The following is an 18,369-nucleotide window of genomic DNA, read 5'->3' on the forward strand; positions in this document are numbered from 1 at the left end:
CGCGGAGTGGCTGGCGGCGGTCGAGCGGCGGGTGGAGCGCCGGGAGGCGCTGGCGGACGCGCGGTCGCTCGGGGCGGCCGCCGACCGACTGGAATCGGCGGGCGGACTTGCGGGCGCAGAAGAACTCCTGGCCGCGACCCGCGAGGACCGCGCGGCGCTCCGGGCGCTCGAAACCCGCGCGGCCGACCTGCGCGAACGCACCGCGGCCGACGTTCCGCTGTCCGCGTTCCGGAGGCTCGCGTGATAGTCGCGGTCGCGGGCGGAAAGGGCGGCGTCGGCAAGTCGACGATCGCGCTGAACCTCGGCGCGGAACTCGACGGCGTCGTCGTCGACGCCGACCTCGCCATGGCTGACCTTCCGGCGGGTCGCGGGCCGGACCTCCACGACGTGCTCGCCGGACGCGCCGACCCCTGCGAGGCCGTCACGCGGGCCGGACCGGTCGCGTTGCTCCCCTGCGGACGGACGCTGGCCGGCGCGCGCGCCTGCGACCTGACCGGTTTCGCGTCGTCGATGGCGGACCTCGCCGCGGAGCGCGAGTGGGTCGTCGTCGACTGCCCGGCGGGAATGGCGGCGGACGCGGGCCTGCCGCTGGTCGCGGCGGACGCCTGCGCGCTCGTGACGACGCCCCGGCGGGCCGCGCTGGCCGACGCGGTCAGGACGCGGGCGCTCGCCCGTCGCTTCGACGCCGGTCTCGCCTGCGTCGCGCTGAACCGCACCGGTCGGGACCCGCCGACCGACGACGTGGCGCACACGCTGGGCGCGCCCACAACCGCGATTCCGGAGTCGGCGACGGTCGCACGGGCACAGCGGCAGGGTCGCCCGGTCGCGTCGCTCGCGCCGGAGAGCGTGGCGGCGGACCGCTTCGAGGCGCTGGGACGAGCGATTCGCCGGGCGTCGGTCGCCTCCCGTCGGGCGCGGGTCGAGTAACGTTCGGACCGACGACACGATTTATAATCCAGAGTCTTCTCATGGTCCGTAGATGAACGCGCGCCGTCGCCGCCGGATAACGGCCCGGGACGTCGCCGGATGGGACGACCTCGACGCCGTCGTAGAGACGCTCGGCTATCGCGGCCTCGACGATGCGAGCGCGCCGGAACTGACCGACGACCAGCGGAACGCACTCGCCGGCGCGGACGTCCGCTTTCTCGAACTGGCACCGGAGGCGCTCGTCGGCGTCGTCGAGGCCGCCGAGGGTCGGTCGCCGACGGACTACGAGGACGCCCTCGGCGGGCGGTTCGGTACCGCACTGGTCACCGACGACTACCGGCGGTTCACGTTCCTCACCCGCGAGCGGCCGTTTCGCCCGGGGGGACGCGTCTCGTACCGGCGGTTCGCCTTCGAGAAGCGCTATGTCGGTCCCGACGGCGGGCGGTTCTCCGTCCTCGACAGGCTGAACGGCGTCGCGGCCGGCGACCCGACCTCCGTCCGGAACCTCTACGTCGCGAGCGACGTGGTCGAGGCGTTCCACCGGGCGTTCGCGTCGCTTCGCGCCGACCTGACCGAGGCTGTGTCGGGCGTGACCGCGAGGAAGGCCGGCGACGCGAAGCGGCGGTACGTGCAGGTCCTCTTCGACCGCCTTCTCTTCCTGCAGTTCGTCCAGGCGAAGGGACTGCTCGACGGGAACCGAAGCTACCTCCTCGACCGGCACGCACTCGCCGAGTCGACGGCGACTGGCGTCGCAGAGACCTTCTACGGGCCGTTGTTCGGCGTCCTCGCAGGGGCGGACGACGACGTCGACGCGTCGTTCTTCGAGGACGACTCGCTGCCGTCCCTGGACTGTGGCCTCTTCGCGCCGACTGCGGTCGAGCGCGCCAACCCGGACGTCCGTCTCGGCGACTCCGTCGAACGGGAGAACGCGCTCTACCGCCGCGTCCTGGAGTTCCTCGACGAGTGGCGCTGGCGCGTCGACGAGCTAGCGGCCGTCGTCGAACCGAAGACCCTCTCGCCGTCGATTCTCGGCCACATCTTCGAACAGACGGTCGACCGGAAGGAGATGGGGGCGTACTACACGCCCGACGAGATAACGGAGTACATGGCCCAGGAGGCGATCTACCCGCGCCTCCTCGACGACCTCAACGAGCGAATAGACGGCCACTCCTACGAGTCGCTGGACCGGGCGCTCGACGACGGCACGCACCTCGAAACGCTGTACGCCGACGTCGTTCGCGGGACGAAGGTCCTCGACCCCGCCGTCGGCAGCGGCGCGTTCCTGCTCGCCGCCCAGCGAGCGCTACTGGACGTCTCCCTCCGGTGCATCGACGGCCTCCGCGAGCGGTACTCGCGCCCGACGACCGGCGACCCCCCGGAGACCGTTCGGGCGGCGATAGAGCGCCCGCCCGACGAGGACGAACCGTTCGCGAGGCGGACCATCGTCCGGGAGAACCTGTACGGGGTCGACGTCGACGCCGGTGCCGTCGAGACCTGCAAGCTCCGGCTGTGGCTCTCGACGCTCGCGGCGGTCCGGGACGACCCGGACGCGGTCGAACCGCTGCCGTCCCTCGACTCCAACCTCCGGACCGGCAACGCCCTCATCGGACTCGCCGACGCGGACGAGGACGCGCTCGGGGGACGCCTGCACGAGTGCGTCGCGGCGATCGCGGACCGTCTCGACGCGCGGGAGGCGGCGTCGGGCCGGGAGGCGGCGGCACTCGGTGAACGGGCCGAGACACTGCTGGACGAGTGCCGGCGCGAACTGGACGAACGGGTGCTGGCCGCGTTCCGCGACGCGGGAGTGGACGCGGTCGACGTCGAGGCGGTCCGAGACCACGATCCGTTCCACTGGCCGGTCGAGTTCGCGCGGGCGTACCGCGACGGCTGGTTCGACGTCGTCGTCGGGAACCCGCCCTGGGACCGGATTCGTCCGACCCGCGACGACTTCTTCTCGCAGTACGACGAGTCGTTCCGGAGCCTGCCGCCGGCGGCGAAAGACGACCGGGTAACCGAGCTCCTGGAGCGACGCGAGGGGCTGCGAGCGGAGTACGAGCGGTTCGAACGCGAACACCACCGGTTGGCGGAGTACTTCCGCGGGAGCGACGACTACGAGTTACAGCAGCCGGCGATAGACGGTCGCACGCGCTCGACCGACGCCGACCTGTCGGCGCTCTTCCTCGAGCGCGTCTACCGGCTGGCGCGCGAGGACACGCACGTCGCGCTGCTCCTGCCCGGCAACGTCTTCACCGGCCTCGCGACGAAGGACCTCCGGACCCGGCTGCTCGACCGCAAGCGCGTCGAGTCCATCCTCGGTTTCGAGAACAAGGGAACGTTCGACGACCTGCACGACCAGTACAAGTTCGGCGTCGTCGCGTTCGAGAACTCCGGCGAGACGGACGGTCTCAGAGGAGTCTTCGGCCAGACGGACCTCACCGTCCTACGAGAGCTCCGGAACGGTCGCACGGACCGACTGCTGGAGATTCCCCGGGCGGTGCTCGCCGACTACTCGCCCATCGCGGGGCTCTTCCCGATGGTCCGTTCCCAGGCGCAGGTCGACGTGCTGGACACCGTCGTCGACCACCCGCCGGTCTCGGAGCCAGACGGGGGAAGCTGGTACGCCGACCCCTACCGGGAACTCGACCGGACGCAGGACGCCGACCGGTTCGTCGAGACGGCGGACGACGGCGACTATCCGGTTCTCGGCGGCGCGAGCGTCTACCGCTACGCCTACGACGACCGCGTCCACGACCTCGAACCGCCGCGGTTCTGGTCGGTCGACGACGGCTCGGCCGCCAGCGCCAGACGGCGCGTCCGCGAGAAGGGCCGCCGAACGCTCAAGCGGGAACTGTACGAGTTCGCGACGGAGTCCGACGCCGTCCGGGAACGGTACGGCGTTCGGGCGACCGGGTCGATGCGGTCGACGGTCGACGACCTGCTCGAAGCGGCGCGGGGCGAACCGCTCCGCGCGGACGACGTTCGACTCGACTGCACCGAGTATCGCATCGTCTACCGCGACGTCGCACAGCCGACGGACGAGCGGACGATGATCGCCGCGGTGATTCCGCCCGGTCCCGTGTGTCACAACAAGCTCCACACAGTCCGGCCGTTCGAGATAGTTCCCTCGGTCTCGGACCTGGCGGAGCGGCCGCTCCACGGCGTCTACGAACGGGTGTTCACCGACGAGGAGCTGTTCGCTGCGCTCGGCCTGCTGAACAGCGTCCCGTTCGACTACTTGATGCGGACCAAGGTGGACAAGAGCGTCGTCATGTACAAGTTCCGGGAGTCGCAGGTCCCGCATCTCACCCGGGGTGACGACTACTTCGAGGCCGTCTGGCGGCCGGCCGCGCAACTGAACTGCTACGGCGAGCCGTTCGCGGAGATGCGTCGGCGGCTCGGCGGCCTCGCGGCCGTCGACCCGGACGACGAGGAGACCCGTCGCGAGAAGCAGGCGCGCGTCGACGCGGCCGCGTTCCACGCGTACGGGTTCGACGGCGAGGAAGTCGAGTTCGTCCTCGAGGACTTCCACCGCGTCACGTCCCCGCGCGTCATGGACGAGGACTACTTCGCGGCGGTCGAGGACGCCTACTACCGTCTGCAGTAGGCGACCTACTCCGGGCCGACGGTCGTTCGACCGGAGTCCCGGAGCGTCGTGTACGTCGACCGGAGCGTCACCGGCGTCACGTCCGCGGCGTCGGCGGCCTCGCGCTGGGTGAGCGGGTGATTTCGCTCGCGTGCGGCGGTGTAGAGACACGCCGCGGCGACGCCGACGGGGTTCTTGCCCGCGACGAGGTTCAGGTCGTGGGCCGCCTCGACGAGTTCCCGTGCGCGCCGCTCGACCGGGTGCGGCAGGTCGAGACGGGTCGCGAACCGCGCCAGGTACTCGCCCGGGTCGATGGGACCGGTCGGGAGTCCGAGGTCGCGGTTCAGTGCGTCGTAGGCGCATTTCAGCTCTTCGTGGTCGGCCCGGGCCGCGTCGTCGACCTCTTCGAGACTCCGGGAGATGTCGCGGATACGGCAGACGGCGTACACGGTCGCGGTCGCGAACCCCTCGATGGAGCGACCGCAGAGGAGGTCCTCGTTCTGGGCGGACTCGAACAGCGTACAGGCCTGCTCTCGGACGTAGTCGGGGAGCGAGAGCGCGCCGACGAGCCGGCGAATCTCGGTGAACGCGTACACCTTGTTCCGGTCGGACTTCGTCGGTATCCGGGCGCGGTTGTGCTGGCGTCGCATCCGGGCGACGCGCCGGCGCTTGCGGCCGGTGAGGCGATTGCTTCGCTTGCCGTACCCGATCTCCGTGGTCAGCCCGCGGTCGTGGCGCGAGCGCGTCAGCGGTGCGCCGGTGCGCTTTCGGTTCGAATCGCCGTCGCCCTCGAACGTCCGCCACTCCGGCCCGCGGTCGAGCTGATCTTCGGCGACGACCAGCCCGCACTCGGTGCAGACGGTCTCTTCGCCGCTCGTTCGCAGTTGGCCGTGACACTCCGGACAGCCTTCGACTGGCGCGTGTGCTTTGCTCATCACGTTCGAATCTTCGTCCGAGATGGTATTTAAACGAGCGCCGGAGACGGCGAACGAAACCCGCTCGCGGCGCTCGAACGTACCGGTAACCGGTAGGTTCCGCCCGCGGGGAGATATCACGACTGATACCTGTCTAGAAGTTTGAAGTAGGTGGCGGACGGACCTCCGAACGTGACGCTCTCCGACATCGTCGCGGGGCTGGAGGTGACGGCCGAGCAGTGCGACCGCGGCGTCGCCGTAGTGGACGACACGGACGGCGACCTCCGGGAGCGTCTCGTCCCGTTCGCGGACGACCTGCCCTGCGACCCCACCTCGGCGGCGACGGTCGTCGAATCGTTCACGGCGGGCGCGTCGGTCGGCGACGCCGGCCGTGACGCCGGGGTCGCGCCCGTCACCGCGGCGAAGACGCTCCACCTGCTCGGGCTCGACGGCGTCTCCCCCCTCGGCCCGACGGCCCGGGACGTGGTTGGAGACTGGCTGACGGCGGACCTCTCGCGGTCGGACGCGAAGGCGCTCACCGGCGCGAGCGAGACGGAGTTCGCGCTGGCGGCGTTCGTCGAGACCCACGACCCGCTGGACGGGGCCGTCAAGGCGGTCGAGGGAGCGCTCTCGCCCGCGGGCGACGCCACCGTCAGGAAGCGCGACGAACTGGGGGAGACGATGAGCGACGTCGGTGACCTGCTCTGACTCTCGTGTCGGAGCGACGTCGCCGCGTGACGAGCGAGTGACGTCGACGACCTGCACCGAGTTCATCTCGGAACGGCGTCGCACCGCGGTGGAGTGACGTCGGCAACCTGCCCCGACTTCGGACGACCGCGAACCGTCGCCTCCGCGGGGAGGTTTAAGGCGGTTCCGGCGCTACGTACGTCTATGAGAAGCTTCAGAATCGGGAGCGCCTTCGGCATCCCGATAAAGCTGGACCTGACGTTCCTGTTGATTCTGCCGGTGTTCGCGTGGATCATCGGGACGCAGATCGGTCAGTGGGTCGACATCCTGAACATGCTCTGGGGAGTGCAACTGACGGTCGAGCCGTTGACCGGCGGGTCGATGCCGTGGATTCTCGGCACGATAGCGGCGGTCGGCCTGTTCGCCGGGGTCGTCCTCCACGAACTCGGTCACTCGCTGGTGGCGATGCGCTTTGGCTTCCCCATCGACTCCATCACGCTGTGGATCTTCGGCGGCATCGCCAGCCTGACCGAACAGCCCGAAGACTGGCTCGAGGAACTTCTCATCGCCATCGCCGGTCCGGCGGTTAGCATCGCGCTCGGCGTGCTCTCCTACGCCGCGCTCTTTCTCGTCCCGGTCGACCTGCAGGCGGTGCGGTTCATCGTCGGCTATCTCGCGCTGATGAATCTCGTGCTCGCCGCCTTCAACCTCCTGCCGGGATTCCCGATGGACGGTGGTCGCGTCCTGCGCGCACTGCTCGCGCGCACTCGACCGTTCGCGCAGGCGACCCAGACCGCCGCGGAGGTCGGCAAGTTGTTCGCCATCCTGCTCGGTCTCCTCGGCCTGCTGCAGATCAACATCGTCCTCATCGGCATCGCCTTCTTCATTTACATCGGCGCGACCAGCGAGGCCCAGCAGACGGTGTTCGCGGCCGCGTTCAGCGACGTCCTGGTTCGGGACGTGATGACGCCCGCGTCGGAACTGAAGACGGTGTCGCCGGACGACTCGGTCGCCGACCTGCTCGACCGGATGCTCCGAGAGCGCCACACCGGCTACCCCGTCGTCGAGAACGGCAATCTCGTCGGCATCGTGACGCTGGACGACGCCCGCGAGGTCGACCAGGTCGAGCGCGACGCGTACCGCGTCGACGACGTGATGTCGGGCGAAGTCCAGACGATATCGGCCGAAAGCGACGCGATAGACGCCCTCCGTGCGCTCCAGCAGCACGGTATCGGTCGGATGCCCGTCATCGACGCGAACGGCGACCTGGCGGGCATCATCTCGCGAACCGACCTGATGACCGCCTTCAACATCATCCAGAGCAGCGGACGGTCGGAAGAAGACGTTCCCCAGCACGAACAGCCGCTGTAGCGGCGTACGCCCGCCGCCCGCTCCGACTGCGGTCTCGCCCTACGGTCGCTACTCGCGCAGCGACACCGACCGCCCGTCGGGGGTGAGCAACTGCGGATTGTACTGCGAGAGCGGGTGCGGTTCGAACCCCTCGACGCGGTCTTTCACGCCGAAGGAGTTGTAGAGGTTGGCGACGGGCAGGTGGACCCGCTCTTCGAGGAGCGTCGTGACGGTCTCCTCGTACAGTCGCTTGCGCTTCCGACGGTCGTCGACCTGGCGGGATCGCTCTAGGTTCTCCATCAGGTCGGGGTTCCGGTAGAACGTCGCGTTGGTCACCCCCTCCATGTTCCGGTGGAAGAGGGGGTAGAGGAACGAGTCGGGGTCCTCGGCCCCGGCCCACGACCCGACGAACATCGCGTACTTCGAGGAGTTGCCGCTCAGTATCGTCTCCCGGAAGCCAGACCACGAGTACTTCTTCGTCCGCGCCTTCCGGAACCCGAGCTTCTTCAGTTCGTGAACGATGGCCTCGGCGAACTTCTCGCGCATCAGGTCCTCGGGCACCGCGACGAGGGGACTCCACGAGCCGACGTCCGCCTCCTCCATCAGCGTCCGCGCTCTCTCCCGGTTCCTCTCGTGCGGGACGTCCTTCCACTTCTCCAGCGGGAAGCCCCACTTCTCGGAGACGTGGCGGGGGAGCGGGCTGTACTGACGCTCGCCGGTCTCCCCGACGAGGTGTTCGACCAGGTCGCTCATCGGGAGGAGGTAGTCGATGGCCTCCCGGACCTTCTTCTTGGACGTCGGGCCGTCGCTCGTGTTGAACCCGACGAACGTGGAGTGGTAGCTCCTCGTCTTCGTGACCCGCGAGCCCGGGAACTTCTTCGTCGCCGACCAGAGCTTCGGCTGGATGCGCTCGACGACGTCGTTCTGGCCGGTCTTGAGGCTCATCGACCGCGCCAGTCCCGCGTGGTTGCTGACGAACTTCACGTCCCGGATGCCCGGGTCGACGTTCTGCCAGTAGCCGTCCCAGCTCGTCAGGAGCGCGGTCGACCCGGGCTTGAAGACGTCGACCTCGTAGGGGCCGGAACCGACCGGCTTCTCCGTCCCGAACGCCTCCTCGTTGCCGTTCCGGGACGCCTTCGGGACGACCGCCCGGGTCAACGTGTGCTCGAACGCCGGATACGGGTGCTTCAGTTCGAACTCGACCGTGCGCTCGTCCGCAACCGAGACGCTCCGTATCGGCTCGACCTGCCAGAGGTTGGGCGACGGCGTCGTCCCGCGATAGGTCGACGGGTCGAGCGAGTACTTCACGTCCTCGGCCCGCACCGCCTGGCCGTTCTGGAACGTCGCCCCCTTCTTCAGCGTCACCGCGTACCGCTTGCCGTCGTCGCTCACCGTCGGCTCGCCGTTCGCCAGCACCGGCACGAGGTTCATCCCCCGGTCGTAGGCGTACAGCCCCTGGAAGACGAGGTTCGCCACCTGCGCCGACCACGGGTCGTCGATGACGACGGGGTCGAGCGTCTGCGGCGGTAGCACCTGCGCGTACCGGAGCTGCTCCGACTTGCCGACGACGCTGCCACAGCCGGCGAGCGACGCCATGCCGGCGACGCTGCCGATTCCCTGGAGCGCTCTTCGCCGCGTGAGTGTCGGTGTGTCGTCTGTCATCGTTTTGGTTCAATCGTCGTTCGAAAAGCCCGGTATCGCGCTCTCTATCGGTCCGCGCTCGAAGTACAGCAGTTCGCTCCCGATGACGAACACGCTGATGAGTATCACGAGGTAGAACGTGCCCGGGCTGTTGAGATAGAGGTTGTACAGCAACAGCGGGAAGAAGGCGGCCGTGCCGACCATGCCGACGACGGGCAGCGGCGTGACGAGACCGTCGATGTCGTCGCGCTCGCGGAAGGCGAGATAGCTCATACCGCCGAAGACGGCGATAAACGCGAGCGACGCGAACGACGTAATCGACGAGAGGCTACCGTACACGGCGAACGCCGCCGACAGCGCCCCGAGGACGATGACGATCTTCGAGGGAACCTCCTGGTCGCCGTCCGGGCTGAACCGTTCCGGCAGCATTCCCTCGTCGATGAGGGTCTGGGAGAACTGCGCGCCGCTGAACAGCGTCGCGTTCACCGCGCTCGCCGTGGAGAACAGCGCCGAGATGCCGATGACGAACGCGCCGACGCGCCCCATGTACGGCAGGGCGGCGTACAGCAGCGACACCTCGGGCGCGACGGCGATGACCGAAATCTCCAGCAGGCTCACCGTGGTGAACGCGACGAGCACGTACAGCAGCGTCGCCACCGGAATCGAGATGTATATCGCCTTCCTGATGTTCTCGACCGGATTCTCGAACTGCGACTGGTCGTACATGAGCAACTGCCAGCCCTGGAAGGCGACGAACGACATCGCCGCGCCGACGATGGGGCTGAAACTGACCGCGGAGAACCCAAACGTCAGCTTCTGGACGTTGAAGGAGTACCAGACGCCCCAGACGCCGAAGACGCCGATGACGAGAATCTTGAAGAAGGTGAGGACGTCCTCCGCCTTCCCCGTCTTGGAAGCGCCCATCAGGTTCAGGCCGACGAACGCCGCGATGAGCAACACGGAGACTACTTTCGGCAGGGAGATGCCCATGTAGTGGAGACGACCGAGCATCTCCGTGAAGAACGAAGAGAACGCGTAGGCGTACAGCGCCATCGACCCGATGTATCCGAACAGCAGGGTCCATCCCGTCATCCCCGCCACCGTCGAGTTGTCGACGACCTCCTCGATGTACGTCGGCGCACCGCCCTTGTCCGACGTGAGTTCGTTCAACTGGACGTAGCTGTACCCGGCACACATCGCCACGAACCCCGCGATGGCGAACGCGAGCCACGCTATCTTCCCCGAGATGGCGACGACGATACCGAACGCGGAGTAGATGCCGCCGCCTATCATCCCCCCGAGAGCCATCGCTACCGCTTCCTTCAATCCGAGCTGCTCTCCCATCGCGTGAAACTCGTCCTCCCAGCCACGGGAATCTGACGGCTGAATTTTCAATGTCGTTTAAGACGAGGGCGGTGACGCGGTGTCCGCGACGTCGTTCGCGTCTCAATCGGCGTCGTCGCTCTCGGTCGTCTCTAGCGCGAGCGTGTTCTGTAGCAGGTTCGCGTGGGCGCGTCGCATGCGCTGGGAGATGGACTGGACGGTGATGCCGAACTCGTCGGCCAGGTCCTCCATCGTCGCGTCTCGCGGCACCTCGAAGTACCCCGTTTCGAGCGCAGTCAGCAGCGTGTTGCGCTGCTCGGCCGTCACCTCGAAGTCGCCGAACGTCGCCGTGTTCGACCGGTCGAACACCTGCTTCAGCGAGTAGTCGTACTCCTCGTCGCAGTGGTCGTCGAACGCCGAGAGTGCGTCCCGAGTGGGGAACACCATCCGGAGGTCCCACACCTCCCCGTCCGTCCTGGCGTGAGTGACGGTCGCTTCGGCATCGCGAATCCCCCTCACAAGGTGGTCGACGTCCTCCGTCCAGTCGCCCCGGTAGAATCGCTCGTCGTCGACGTGTTCGAGCGTCCGGACGTTCGTCACGGTCTCGTCGTCGTCGACGTAGCGCTCGAACTCCTCGAGCGCGTCGCCGGCCACCTGGAAGTACGGCGTGAGACTCGACTCCGTCTGGACCACCCGTTCTATCCCCACGGTTACGTCCGGCCCGCTGCACACGGCGTGGGAGAGAACGAAGTCCTCCGGAGGCACCGCGAAGTCCGCGATGACGCTCATAGTCTCGCTTGGGGCGTCGAACAGTTATGTCTACTTGCCGCGCGAGACACGCCAGTCGGCCGTTCGAACATCTCTCCCGGGCCTTCGACTCGCGTCGACGCTCCGATTCGGCCTCCCGGCCGTCGGTCATTTTCGCGGCCGCTCGGCCGACCGCCGTGGGGAACTAGTTAGGAAGATTCTTCCCGCTCGCTCACGACTATCTTGGCATGAGCACGTTTACTGTTCGCGGACGCTTCCAGGCCCGTAACGGCTGGGAGCAGTTCGAGACGACCATCGACGCAGAGAACGAGTCCGTCGCCGAGGAACACACGTACGCCAACTTCGGCAGCAAGCACGGCCTCAAGCGCACGCAGGTCGACGTCTCGGAGGTCGAAGCCCAATGATGGGTGGCGGCAACCAGGAGCTCCAGCAGCTCCAGCAGCAGTTGCAGGAACTCGACGAGCAGAAAGAACAGCTCGAAAACGAGGTCGAGTCGCTCCGGGACGAGAAGGACGAGGTCGACGAGGCCATCGAGGCCATCGAGACGCTGGAGACCGACTCCGTCGTGCAGGTGCCGCTGGGCGGCGGCGCGTACATCCGCACGACCGTCGACGACATCGACGAGGTCGTCGTCGAACTCGGCGGTGGCTACGCCGCGGAGCGCGACCAGGACGGCGCGGTCGACTCCCTCGAGACGCGCAAGGACACCCTCGACGAGCGCATCGACGAACTCGAAGCCGACATCAACGACGTCGAGGAACAGAGCAGCGAACTCGAACAGAAGGCCCAGCAGATGCAACAGCAGCAGATGCAACAGCAGATGCAGCAGATGCAGCAGCAGGAAGACGACGAGAGCGAGTAATCGCCGATGTTCGACAGCCTGAAGGACAAGATCAGCGGGTTCCGCGAGGACGTCGAGGAGACGACCGAGGAGAAGGCCGAAGAGGCTGCCGACGAGGCCGACGCGACCGAGGCCGAACCGGAACCTGCCGAAACGAACGCGACCGAGGCGGACTCCACGGAATCGGACGCGACCGACGCGGAACCTGCGGAGTCGGACGCGACCGAAGACGAGGCGTCCGAGCCGTCGAACGGTGGCGGTTTCACCCAGAAGGCGAGGTCGTTCGCGCGCGGGGAGATCGTCATCGAGGAGCAGGACATCGAGGACCCGCTCTGGGACTTGGAGATGGCCCTGCTGGAGAGCGACGTGGAGATGAGCGTCGCCGAGGAGATTCTGGAGGGCATCCGCGAAGACCTCGTGGGCGCGACGCGGTCGTTCAACTCCGAGACGGCAGACGTGGTCGAGGAGGCGCTGCAAGACTCGCTGGAGTCGGTCATCAGCGTCGGTCAGTTCGACTTCGACCGTCGCGTCGCCGAGGCCGACAAACCGCTCACCATCATCTTCACCGGCGTCAACGGTGTCGGAAAGACGACGACCATCGCGAAGCTCTCCCGGTATCTCGAAGAGCGGGGATACTCGTCGGTGCTGGCGAACGGCGACACCTACCGCGCCGGGGCGAACGAACAGATTCGCGAGCACGCCGACAATCTGGACCGGAAGCTCATCGCCCACGACCAGGGCGGTGACCCGGCGGCCGTCATCTACGACGCCGTCGAGTACGCCGAGGCGCACGACGTCGACGTGGTGCTGGGCGACACGGCCGGTCGACTCCACACCAGCGAGGACCTGATGGACCAGCTGGAGAAGATAGAACGCGTCGTCTCCCCGGACATGACGCTGTTCGTCGACGAGGCCGTCGCCGGCCAGGACGCCGTCCAGCGCGCCAAGCAGTTCAACGACGCCGCCGAGATAGACGGTGCCGTCCTCACGAAGGCGGACGCCGACTCGCAGGGCGGTGCCGCCATCTCCATCGCGCACGTCACGGGCAAACCCATCCTCTTTCTCGGCACCGGTCAGGGGTACGACGACATCGAGACGTTCGACCCCGAGCGCCTCGTGAGCCGGCTCGTCGGCGAGGACGAGGCGTAACGTCCGACCCCGTCTTTCCGCCGCGACCGTCGACGAGGAGCGGCGTCGCTCGCGACGGTTCGGCGGAGGGGAGAATCCGGACTAGAAAAAGCATTTAAACGAGTACGGAGCCAAGAAGGGACAACGATGGTACTCGACAATCTCGGCAGTTCTCTTCGCGGGTCGCTCGACAAGTTGAGCGGCAAGTCGCGCGTCAGCGAGGAGGACGTCGAGGAGATCGTCAGGGAGATTCAGCGGTCGCTCCTGCAGGCCGACGTCGACACCAGCCTGGTGATGGACCTCTCGTCCTCTATCGAGGAGCGTGCGCTCGAGGAGGAACCGCCGGGCGGAACGACGGCCCGCGACCACGTACTCAGCATCGTCTACGAGGAACTGGTCGACCTCGTCGGCGAGTCGACCGACCTGCCGCTGGAGAGCCAGACCATCCTGCTCGCCGGTCTCCAGGGGTCGGGGAAGACGACCACCGCCGCCAAGATGGCGTGGTGGTTCTCGAAGAAGGGGCTACGGCCCGCAGTCGTCCAGACGGACACCTTCCGTCCCGGCGCGTACGACCAGGCGAAAGAGATGGCCTCCCGGGCCGAGGTGGAGTTCTACGGCGATCCGGACAACGACGACCCCGTCGACATCGCCCGGAAGGGACTTGAGGAGACCAGCGACGCCGACGTACACATCGTCGACACCGCGGGTCGCCACGCGCTCGAAGACGACCTCATCGACGAGATAGAGCAGATAGAGCGCGTCGTCGACCCGGACCGCAACCTGCTCGTGCTCGACGCCGCCATCGGTCAGGGCGCGAAACAGCAGGCCCAGCAGTTCGACGAGTCCATCGGCATCGACGGCGTCGCCATCACGAAACTCGACGGGACCGCGAAAGGTGGGGGCGCGCTGACCGCCGTCAACGAGACGGACTCGTCCATCGCCTTCCTCGGTACCGGGGAGACGGTCCAGGACGTCGAGCGCTTCGAGCCGAACGGCTTCATCTCCCGGCTGCTCGGGATGGGCGACCTGAAACAGCTCACCGAGCGCGTCGAGCGCGCGATGGAGGAGACCCAGGAGGAAGACGAGGACTGGGACCCCGAGGACATGCTTCAGGGCTCGTTCACCCTGAAGGACATGCGAAAGCAGATGAACGCGATGAACAAGATGGGGCCGCTCGACCAGGTGATGGACATGATTCCGGGCATGGGCGGCGGCATGATGGACGAACTCCCCGACGACGCCATGGACGTGACGAAAGACCGGATGCGGGACTTCGAGGTCGTCATGGACTCGATGACCGAGGCGGAACTGGAGAACCCGCGCGCCATCGGTGCGAGCCAGGTCGAACGCATCGCCCGCGGTAGCGGCAAGGGCGAGGAGCGCGTACGCGAACTGCTCGAACAGCACAAGATGATGGCCCAGACGCTCAAGCAGTTCCAGGGCATGGGCCAGGGCGGCGACATGGAGCGGATGATGAAGAAGATGCAGGGCGGCGGTGGCGGCGGCGGTGGCGGCATGGGCGGGATGGGACCGTTCGGGTGAGATGTCCGCCTCCCGGCCCACAGAGCTATCGACACCGCCGTCGACCGGTCGTACCATGCCGTCCGTCCGGTGTCACGGCGCGGACCTCTACTTCGAGGACGAGGGAACGGGACCGCCGGTACTTCTCCTGCACGGGGTGATGGCGGGACTTCGCTTCTTCGAGCCGCAGCTCTCGACGCTCCCGGCCGACCATCGGACGGTCGCGCTCGACTACCGGGGCCACGGCCGCTCGCTCGAAGAACCGGACCGCTTCAGCCGGACCGTCGGGGAGTTCGCCGCGTCGCCGTGACCGCGACGACGTTCGACCGTCGCCCGCGACGAACGTTTTTTTGTCCGGGGGCGGTGACACGGGAATAGATGAGCGTCCGCGACGTCGCCGTCGATGCCTACCGCGAAGCCCTGCCTGCGCTGGGTGCGAGCGTGGTCGGCGGCCTGTTCGCGGGCGTGGTCCTCGGCGGGATGCGCGCGGAACTCCGGGCGGTGCCGGGCCTGCTGGTGCTGGTGCCCGCGCTGCTGGCGACGCGCGGCAACGTCTACGGCTCGCTCGGCGCGCGGCTCGCCTCCGGTCTCCACCAGGGGCTGGTCGACCCGGAGGTCGTCGCGAGCGACGAGCGCGTTCGGGCAGCCGTCGCGGCGGCACTCGCGAACGGCGTCCTCGCCAGCCTGTTCGCGGCGGCCGTCGCGTTCCTCGTCCTGCAGGTGCTCGTACGGCCGGTCGCGCCGCTGCCGACGCTGCTCGCCATCGCGCTCATCGCGGGCGTCCTGTCCGGCGTGGCGCTGACCGTCGCCGTCGTCGTGGTCGTGTTCGCCGGCTACCGACGCGGCCAGAATCCGGACACCCTGGTCGGACCGCTCGTGACGACGACGGGCGACGTGTTCGGCATCGCCTTCCTGTTGCTCGCGGTGCGAATCGTGCTCGCGCTCGGGGGTGGGTGAGTGCCGACGTCCTGGACCGTTCGCGCCATCACGCGGGCGACGCTCCCGGTTCTGCTCGCGCTCACCGTCGTCGAAATCGGTAGCGGACTCGTCCTCGGATCGTTCGAGAGCGAACTGCTCCGGTACCCCTCGCTGCTCGCGCTGGTCCCCGTCATCATCGGCACGGCGGGCAACCTCGGGAGCATCCTCGCGGCGCGACTCTCGACAGCGTTCCACCTCGGCACCCTCTCGTTCGAACGCGGCGACGAACTCCTGGCGGGCAACGCCGCCGCGACCATCGCGCTGTCGGTGACCGTCTTCCCCGTCGTCGGTGCCGGCGCGTGGGTGTTCACGCGAGCGACGGCCGGCACCCAACTCGGGTTCGCGACGGTCGTGACCGTCGCGCTGGCCAGCGGCGTCGTGCTGGCGTTCGTCGCGATCGCGGTGACGCTCGTGGCGACGTACGCCGCCTACCGACTCGAACTCGACCCGGACGACGTGGTCATTCCGGTCGTGACCAACGTCTGCGACGTGCTCGGCGTGCTCGTCCTATTCGCCGTCGTCCAGGTGCTGGTGTGAGTCCGGCCGTCTCTCCTCGACTCGAACCACACGGATTGAAACCATCACGGCGGAAACAGGGTAGACAACGGACAACTTCGGGCGACTTCGATTCGAACCCATGCAACCCATCAAGGACAGCGTCCACGACCACGTCGAACTCCCGCCGGTCGCCGAGGACCTGCTCGACACGGACCCCCTCCAGCGACTCCGGCACGTCAAGCAGTTGAGCACCGTCCGCCTCGTCTACCCGTCGGCGAACCACACGCGCTTCGAGCACAGTCTCGGCGTCGCCCACCTCGCGGACCGCGCGCTGGACCACCTCGGAGTCGAGGGCCACCGCGCGAAGATGGTCCGCGCGGCCGCGCTTCTGCACGACGTGGGTCACGGTCCCTACGGCCACCAGACCGAGGGCGTCATCGAGCGCCGACTCGGCCGTCACCACGACGAGGTCGGCGACCTGCTGGCCAGCGGGGAGCTCGCGGCCGTGCTGGAACGCCACGACCTCGACCCGCGCCGGGTGGCCGCGCTCGTCGCGGGCGAGGGGGAACTCGGGCAACTCGTCGCGGGCGAACTCGACGTCGACCGGATGGACTACCTCGTCCGGGACGCCCACCACACCGGCGTCCCCTACGGCACCATCGACCACGGTCGCCTGCTCCGGGCGCTGCGGTTCGCGGGTGGCGAACTCGTCCTCGCGGAGGGCAACGTCCGGGCCGCCGAGAGCCTGCTCGTCGCCCGCGCGCTGATGAACGCGACCGTCTATCGCCACCACGTCTCCTGCATCGCGGGCACGATGCTCGAACGCGCAAGCGAGCGCCTGCTCGACGCGACCGACCTCTCCCCGGAGCGGTTCCGGCGGCTCACCGACGCCGAACTGCTCGCCGCGCTGCGCGACTGCGACGCGACCGCCGAGATGGCCGACCGGCTCAGGGGACGGAACCTCTACAAGCGCGCGACGTGGGCGGAGTGGGACGCGGTGCCCGAGGCCGTCGTCGCCAGCGACCACGAGGCGATTCGGCGCTACGAGCGCGAGATAGCGGCCGAGGCGGACGTCTCGGAGGAGGAGGTCGTCCTGGACGCGCCCGGCGAACCGAGCATGCCCGAGTCGTCCACCCGCGTCGTCGTGAACGGCGAGATTCGACGGCTCGACGACCAGTCTCCGCTCGTCGAGGGGCTACAGGCCGCCCACCGAACCCAGTGGCGACTCGGCGTCTACGCGCCCGAAGCGGAGACGACGGTCGTCGGTGAGGCGGCGGAGGCGGTACTGGGCCTCACTCCTTCAACGCACCCGCGGTCAGACCGCTGACGATGCGCTCCTGAGCGATGACGACCAGCACCGCGACGGGGAGGACGCCGACGATGCTCGCGGCTGCCATCAGGTTGTAGTACGCCTGGAACTGCCCCTGGTAGTTCAGGATGCCCCAGACGATGGGGGCCCAGTGCTGGGCCTGCCCGTCGGTCATCAGGAACGAGAAGAAGAACTCGTTGTACACCGAGATGAAGGTGAGGACGCCGGCGGTGGCGACGCCGGGCGCGGACAGCGGCATGATGACCCGGAACAGCGCGCCGATGCGGGTCGCGCCCTCGACGCGCGCGGCGTCCTCCAGCCCGTCCGGTATCTGGCCGTAGAACGTCGTCAGGATGAATATCGTCAGCGGCATGTACAGCCCCGAGAACGGCGTCACGAGCGCTCCCGGCGTGTTGAACCAGCCCGGGCTCGACACCCCCAGGACCGAGACGTTGCCGGTGAAGAAGTTGAACAGCGGCAGGATGAACGCCGCCGGGGGGAAGTACGAGATGGCCAGCAGGAGGAGCAACAGGCCGGTCCGGCCGCGGAACTCCAGGCGACCGAAGGCGTACCCGGCGAAGCTCCCGATGAAGAGGACGATGACGGTCGTCGTCAGCGCGATGGCGATGCTGTTGAACATGTACCGGTGGAACGGGAGGAGCTGGAACATCTCGACGAACGACCCGGGGTTGAACCCCTTCGGCACCAGTCCCATGTTGGAGATGCGAGCCAGCGGCGTCAGCGCCAGCACGAGCAGCCAGTAGAACGGGAACAGCGTCGTGACGATGAAGAAGATGGCGGCGACGTAGAACATCGCCCGGTACGCCTTCCGGGGGTTCTGGATGGTGCTCTGCACCCAGCGCGTGTACGGTCCGTCCTCGGGCTCCTGTTCGTACGACAT

Annotated in this window: 18 protein-coding genes; 13 read left to right on the forward strand and 5 right to left on the reverse strand. The window is 67.9% G+C overall.

All coding sequences use genetic code 11. The features are described 5' to 3' along the window. The first annotated feature begins 31 nt into the window (after window positions 1-31). Genes ACRYA2_RS26640 through ACRYA2_RS13815 form a run of 3 tightly spaced genes read left to right on the forward strand, consistent with a single transcriptional unit; the run spans window position 32 to window position 4,531 of the window. Window positions 32-244, forward strand: coding sequence for a DUF8080 domain-containing protein (locus ACRYA2_RS26640; RefSeq protein ID WP_472850127.1), 213 nt, complete (start codon window positions 32-34; stop codon window positions 242-244). Then, window positions 241-927: a MinD/ParA family ATP-binding protein gene (locus ACRYA2_RS13810; RefSeq protein WP_433629078.1), complete on the forward strand. Its 687-nt coding sequence runs from the start codon at window positions 241-243 to the stop codon at window positions 925-927. The genes ACRYA2_RS26640 and ACRYA2_RS13810 overlap by 4 nt, the downstream gene beginning before the upstream one ends. 52 nt (window positions 928-979) lie before the next feature. Continuing rightward, entirely contained in the window at window positions 980-4,531 is a 3,552-nt protein-coding gene (locus ACRYA2_RS13815; protein WP_433629081.1) for an Eco57I restriction-modification methylase domain-containing protein, read from the forward strand. Window positions 4,532-4,536: 5 nt separating this feature from the next. On the opposite strand, the gene ACRYA2_RS13820 is transcribed toward ACRYA2_RS13815, so the two are convergent. Continuing rightward, window positions 4,537-5,445, reverse strand: a complete 909-nt coding sequence (locus tag ACRYA2_RS13820; protein ID WP_433629084.1) for a transcription initiation factor IIB — start codon at window positions 5,443-5,445, stop codon at window positions 4,537-4,539. A gap of 171 nt (window positions 5,446-5,616) precedes the next feature. On the opposite strand from ACRYA2_RS13820, the gene ACRYA2_RS13825 reads away from it, so the two are divergent. Then, a complete protein-coding gene (locus ACRYA2_RS13825) occupies window positions 5,617-6,132 on the forward strand; it encodes a DUF7858 family protein (RefSeq protein WP_433629087.1) in 516 nt (171 codons plus the stop codon). Window positions 6,133-6,315: 183 nt separating this feature from the next. Then, window positions 6,316-7,482, forward strand: coding sequence for a CBS domain-containing protein (locus tag ACRYA2_RS13830; RefSeq protein ID WP_433629090.1), 1,167 nt, complete (start codon window positions 6,316-6,318; stop codon window positions 7,480-7,482). Between the two features lie 48 nt (window positions 7,483-7,530). Here ACRYA2_RS13830 and ACRYA2_RS13835 read toward each other — a convergent pair whose 3' ends face one another. From ACRYA2_RS13835 to ACRYA2_RS13845, 3 genes are all read right to left on the reverse strand, one after another. Then, window positions 7,531-9,123, reverse strand: coding sequence for an ABC transporter substrate-binding protein (locus tag ACRYA2_RS13835; RefSeq protein WP_433629093.1), 1,593 nt, complete (start codon window positions 9,121-9,123; stop codon window positions 7,531-7,533). Window positions 9,124-9,132: 9 nt separating this feature from the next. Beyond that, window positions 9,133-10,446 carry an APC family permease gene (locus ACRYA2_RS13840; RefSeq protein WP_433629097.1) on the reverse strand — a complete coding sequence of 438 codons (1,314 nt, stop codon included), beginning with the start codon at window positions 10,444-10,446 and terminating at the stop codon, window positions 9,133-9,135. Window positions 10,447-10,548: 102 nt separating this feature from the next. Next, entirely contained in the window at window positions 10,549-11,214 is a 666-nt protein-coding gene (locus tag ACRYA2_RS13845) for a helix-turn-helix domain-containing protein (protein WP_433629100.1), read from the reverse strand. Window positions 11,215-11,420: 206 nt separating this feature from the next. Between ACRYA2_RS13845 and rpl18a the strand changes: the two genes are divergently transcribed. The 8 genes from rpl18a to ACRYA2_RS13885 all read left to right on the forward strand — a co-directional run bounded on the left by rpl18a (window position 11,421) and on the right by ACRYA2_RS13885 (window position 17,486). Beyond that, entirely contained in the window at window positions 11,421-11,597 is a 177-nt protein-coding gene (gene rpl18a, locus ACRYA2_RS13850; protein WP_433629102.1) for a 50S ribosomal protein L18Ae, read from the forward strand. Further along, window positions 11,597-12,055 (forward strand): prefoldin subunit alpha, encoded by a 459-nt coding sequence (gene pfdA, locus ACRYA2_RS13855; protein WP_433629104.1) that lies wholly within the window; start codon window positions 11,597-11,599, stop codon window positions 12,053-12,055. The genes rpl18a and pfdA overlap by 1 nt, the downstream gene beginning before the upstream one ends. Window positions 12,056-12,061: 6 nt before the next feature. Beyond that, window positions 12,062-13,183, forward strand: coding sequence for a signal recognition particle-docking protein FtsY (gene ftsY / locus ACRYA2_RS13860; RefSeq protein WP_433629107.1), 1,122 nt, complete (start codon window positions 12,062-12,064; stop codon window positions 13,181-13,183). A 126-nt stretch (window positions 13,184-13,309) separates the two neighbouring features. Beyond that, window positions 13,310-14,704 carry a signal recognition particle protein Srp54 gene (locus ACRYA2_RS13865; RefSeq protein ID WP_113274630.1) on the forward strand — a complete coding sequence of 465 codons (1,395 nt, stop codon included), beginning with the start codon at window positions 13,310-13,312 and terminating at the stop codon, window positions 14,702-14,704. 55 nt (window positions 14,705-14,759) lie between these two features. After that, a complete protein-coding gene (locus tag ACRYA2_RS13870; RefSeq protein ID WP_433629110.1) occupies window positions 14,760-14,993 on the forward strand; it encodes an alpha/beta fold hydrolase in 234 nt (77 codons plus the stop codon). A 68-nt stretch (window positions 14,994-15,061) separates the two neighbouring features. Continuing rightward, complete coding sequence (locus ACRYA2_RS13875) at window positions 15,062-15,640, forward strand: magnesium transporter (RefSeq protein WP_433629113.1); 579 nt, start codon at window positions 15,062-15,064, stop codon at window positions 15,638-15,640. Then, window positions 15,641-16,198: a magnesium transporter gene (locus ACRYA2_RS13880; RefSeq protein WP_433629116.1), complete on the forward strand. Its 558-nt coding sequence runs from the start codon at window positions 15,641-15,643 to the stop codon at window positions 16,196-16,198. A 100-nt stretch (window positions 16,199-16,298) separates the two neighbouring features. Beyond that, window positions 16,299-17,486: an HD domain-containing protein gene (locus ACRYA2_RS13885; RefSeq protein WP_433629120.1), complete on the forward strand. Its 1,188-nt coding sequence runs from the start codon at window positions 16,299-16,301 to the stop codon at window positions 17,484-17,486. Here ACRYA2_RS13885 and ACRYA2_RS13890 read toward each other — a convergent pair. Beyond that, the gene (locus ACRYA2_RS13890) at window positions 17,452-18,369 is read right to left on the reverse strand and encodes a carbohydrate ABC transporter permease (protein ID WP_433629123.1); all 918 of its coding nucleotides are present in this window, start codon (window positions 18,367-18,369) and stop codon (window positions 17,452-17,454) included. The genes ACRYA2_RS13885 and ACRYA2_RS13890 overlap by 35 nt on opposite strands.

The sequence above is a fragment of the Halomicrococcus pelagicus genome (genome assembly GCF_050954125.1).

Excerpts from the sequence above, each read along its gene's own strand:
- rpl18a (WP_433629102.1), top strand. The coding sequence starts at position 11,421 with ATGAGCACGTTTACTGTTCGCGGACGCTTCCAGGCCCGTAACGGCTGG.
- ACRYA2_RS13845 (WP_433629100.1), bottom strand. The coding sequence starts at position 11,214 with ATGAGCGTCATCGCGGACTTCGCGGTGCCTCCGGAGGACTTCGTTCTC.
- ACRYA2_RS13835 (WP_433629093.1), bottom strand. The coding sequence starts at position 9,123 with ATGACAGACGACACACCGACACTCACGCGGCGAAGAGCGCTCCAGGGA.
- pfdA (WP_433629104.1), top strand. The coding sequence starts at position 11,597 with ATGGGTGGCGGCAACCAGGAGCTCCAGCAGCTCCAGCAGCAGTTGCAG.
- ACRYA2_RS13875 (WP_433629113.1), top strand. The coding sequence starts at position 15,062 with ATGAGCGTCCGCGACGTCGCCGTCGATGCCTACCGCGAAGCCCTGCCT.
- ACRYA2_RS13815 (WP_433629081.1), top strand. The coding sequence starts at position 980 with ATGAACGCGCGCCGTCGCCGCCGGATAACGGCCCGGGACGTCGCCGGA.
- ACRYA2_RS13885 (WP_433629120.1), top strand. The coding sequence starts at position 16,299 with ATGCAACCCATCAAGGACAGCGTCCACGACCACGTCGAACTCCCGCCG.
- ACRYA2_RS13830 (WP_433629090.1), top strand. The coding sequence starts at position 6,316 with ATGAGAAGCTTCAGAATCGGGAGCGCCTTCGGCATCCCGATAAAGCTG.
- ACRYA2_RS13840 (WP_433629097.1), bottom strand. The coding sequence starts at position 10,446 with ATGGGAGAGCAGCTCGGATTGAAGGAAGCGGTAGCGATGGCTCTCGGG.
- ftsY (WP_433629107.1), top strand. The coding sequence starts at position 12,062 with ATGTTCGACAGCCTGAAGGACAAGATCAGCGGGTTCCGCGAGGACGTC.
- ACRYA2_RS13870 (WP_433629110.1), top strand. The coding sequence starts at position 14,760 with ATGCCGTCCGTCCGGTGTCACGGCGCGGACCTCTACTTCGAGGACGAG.
- ACRYA2_RS13865 (WP_113274630.1), top strand. The coding sequence starts at position 13,310 with ATGGTACTCGACAATCTCGGCAGTTCTCTTCGCGGGTCGCTCGACAAG.
- ACRYA2_RS13890 (WP_433629123.1), bottom strand. The coding sequence starts at position 18,369 with ATGTCGTACGAACAGGAGCCCGAGGACGGACCGTACACGCGCTGGGTG.
- ACRYA2_RS13820 (WP_433629084.1), bottom strand. The coding sequence starts at position 5,445 with ATGAGCAAAGCACACGCGCCAGTCGAAGGCTGTCCGGAGTGTCACGGC.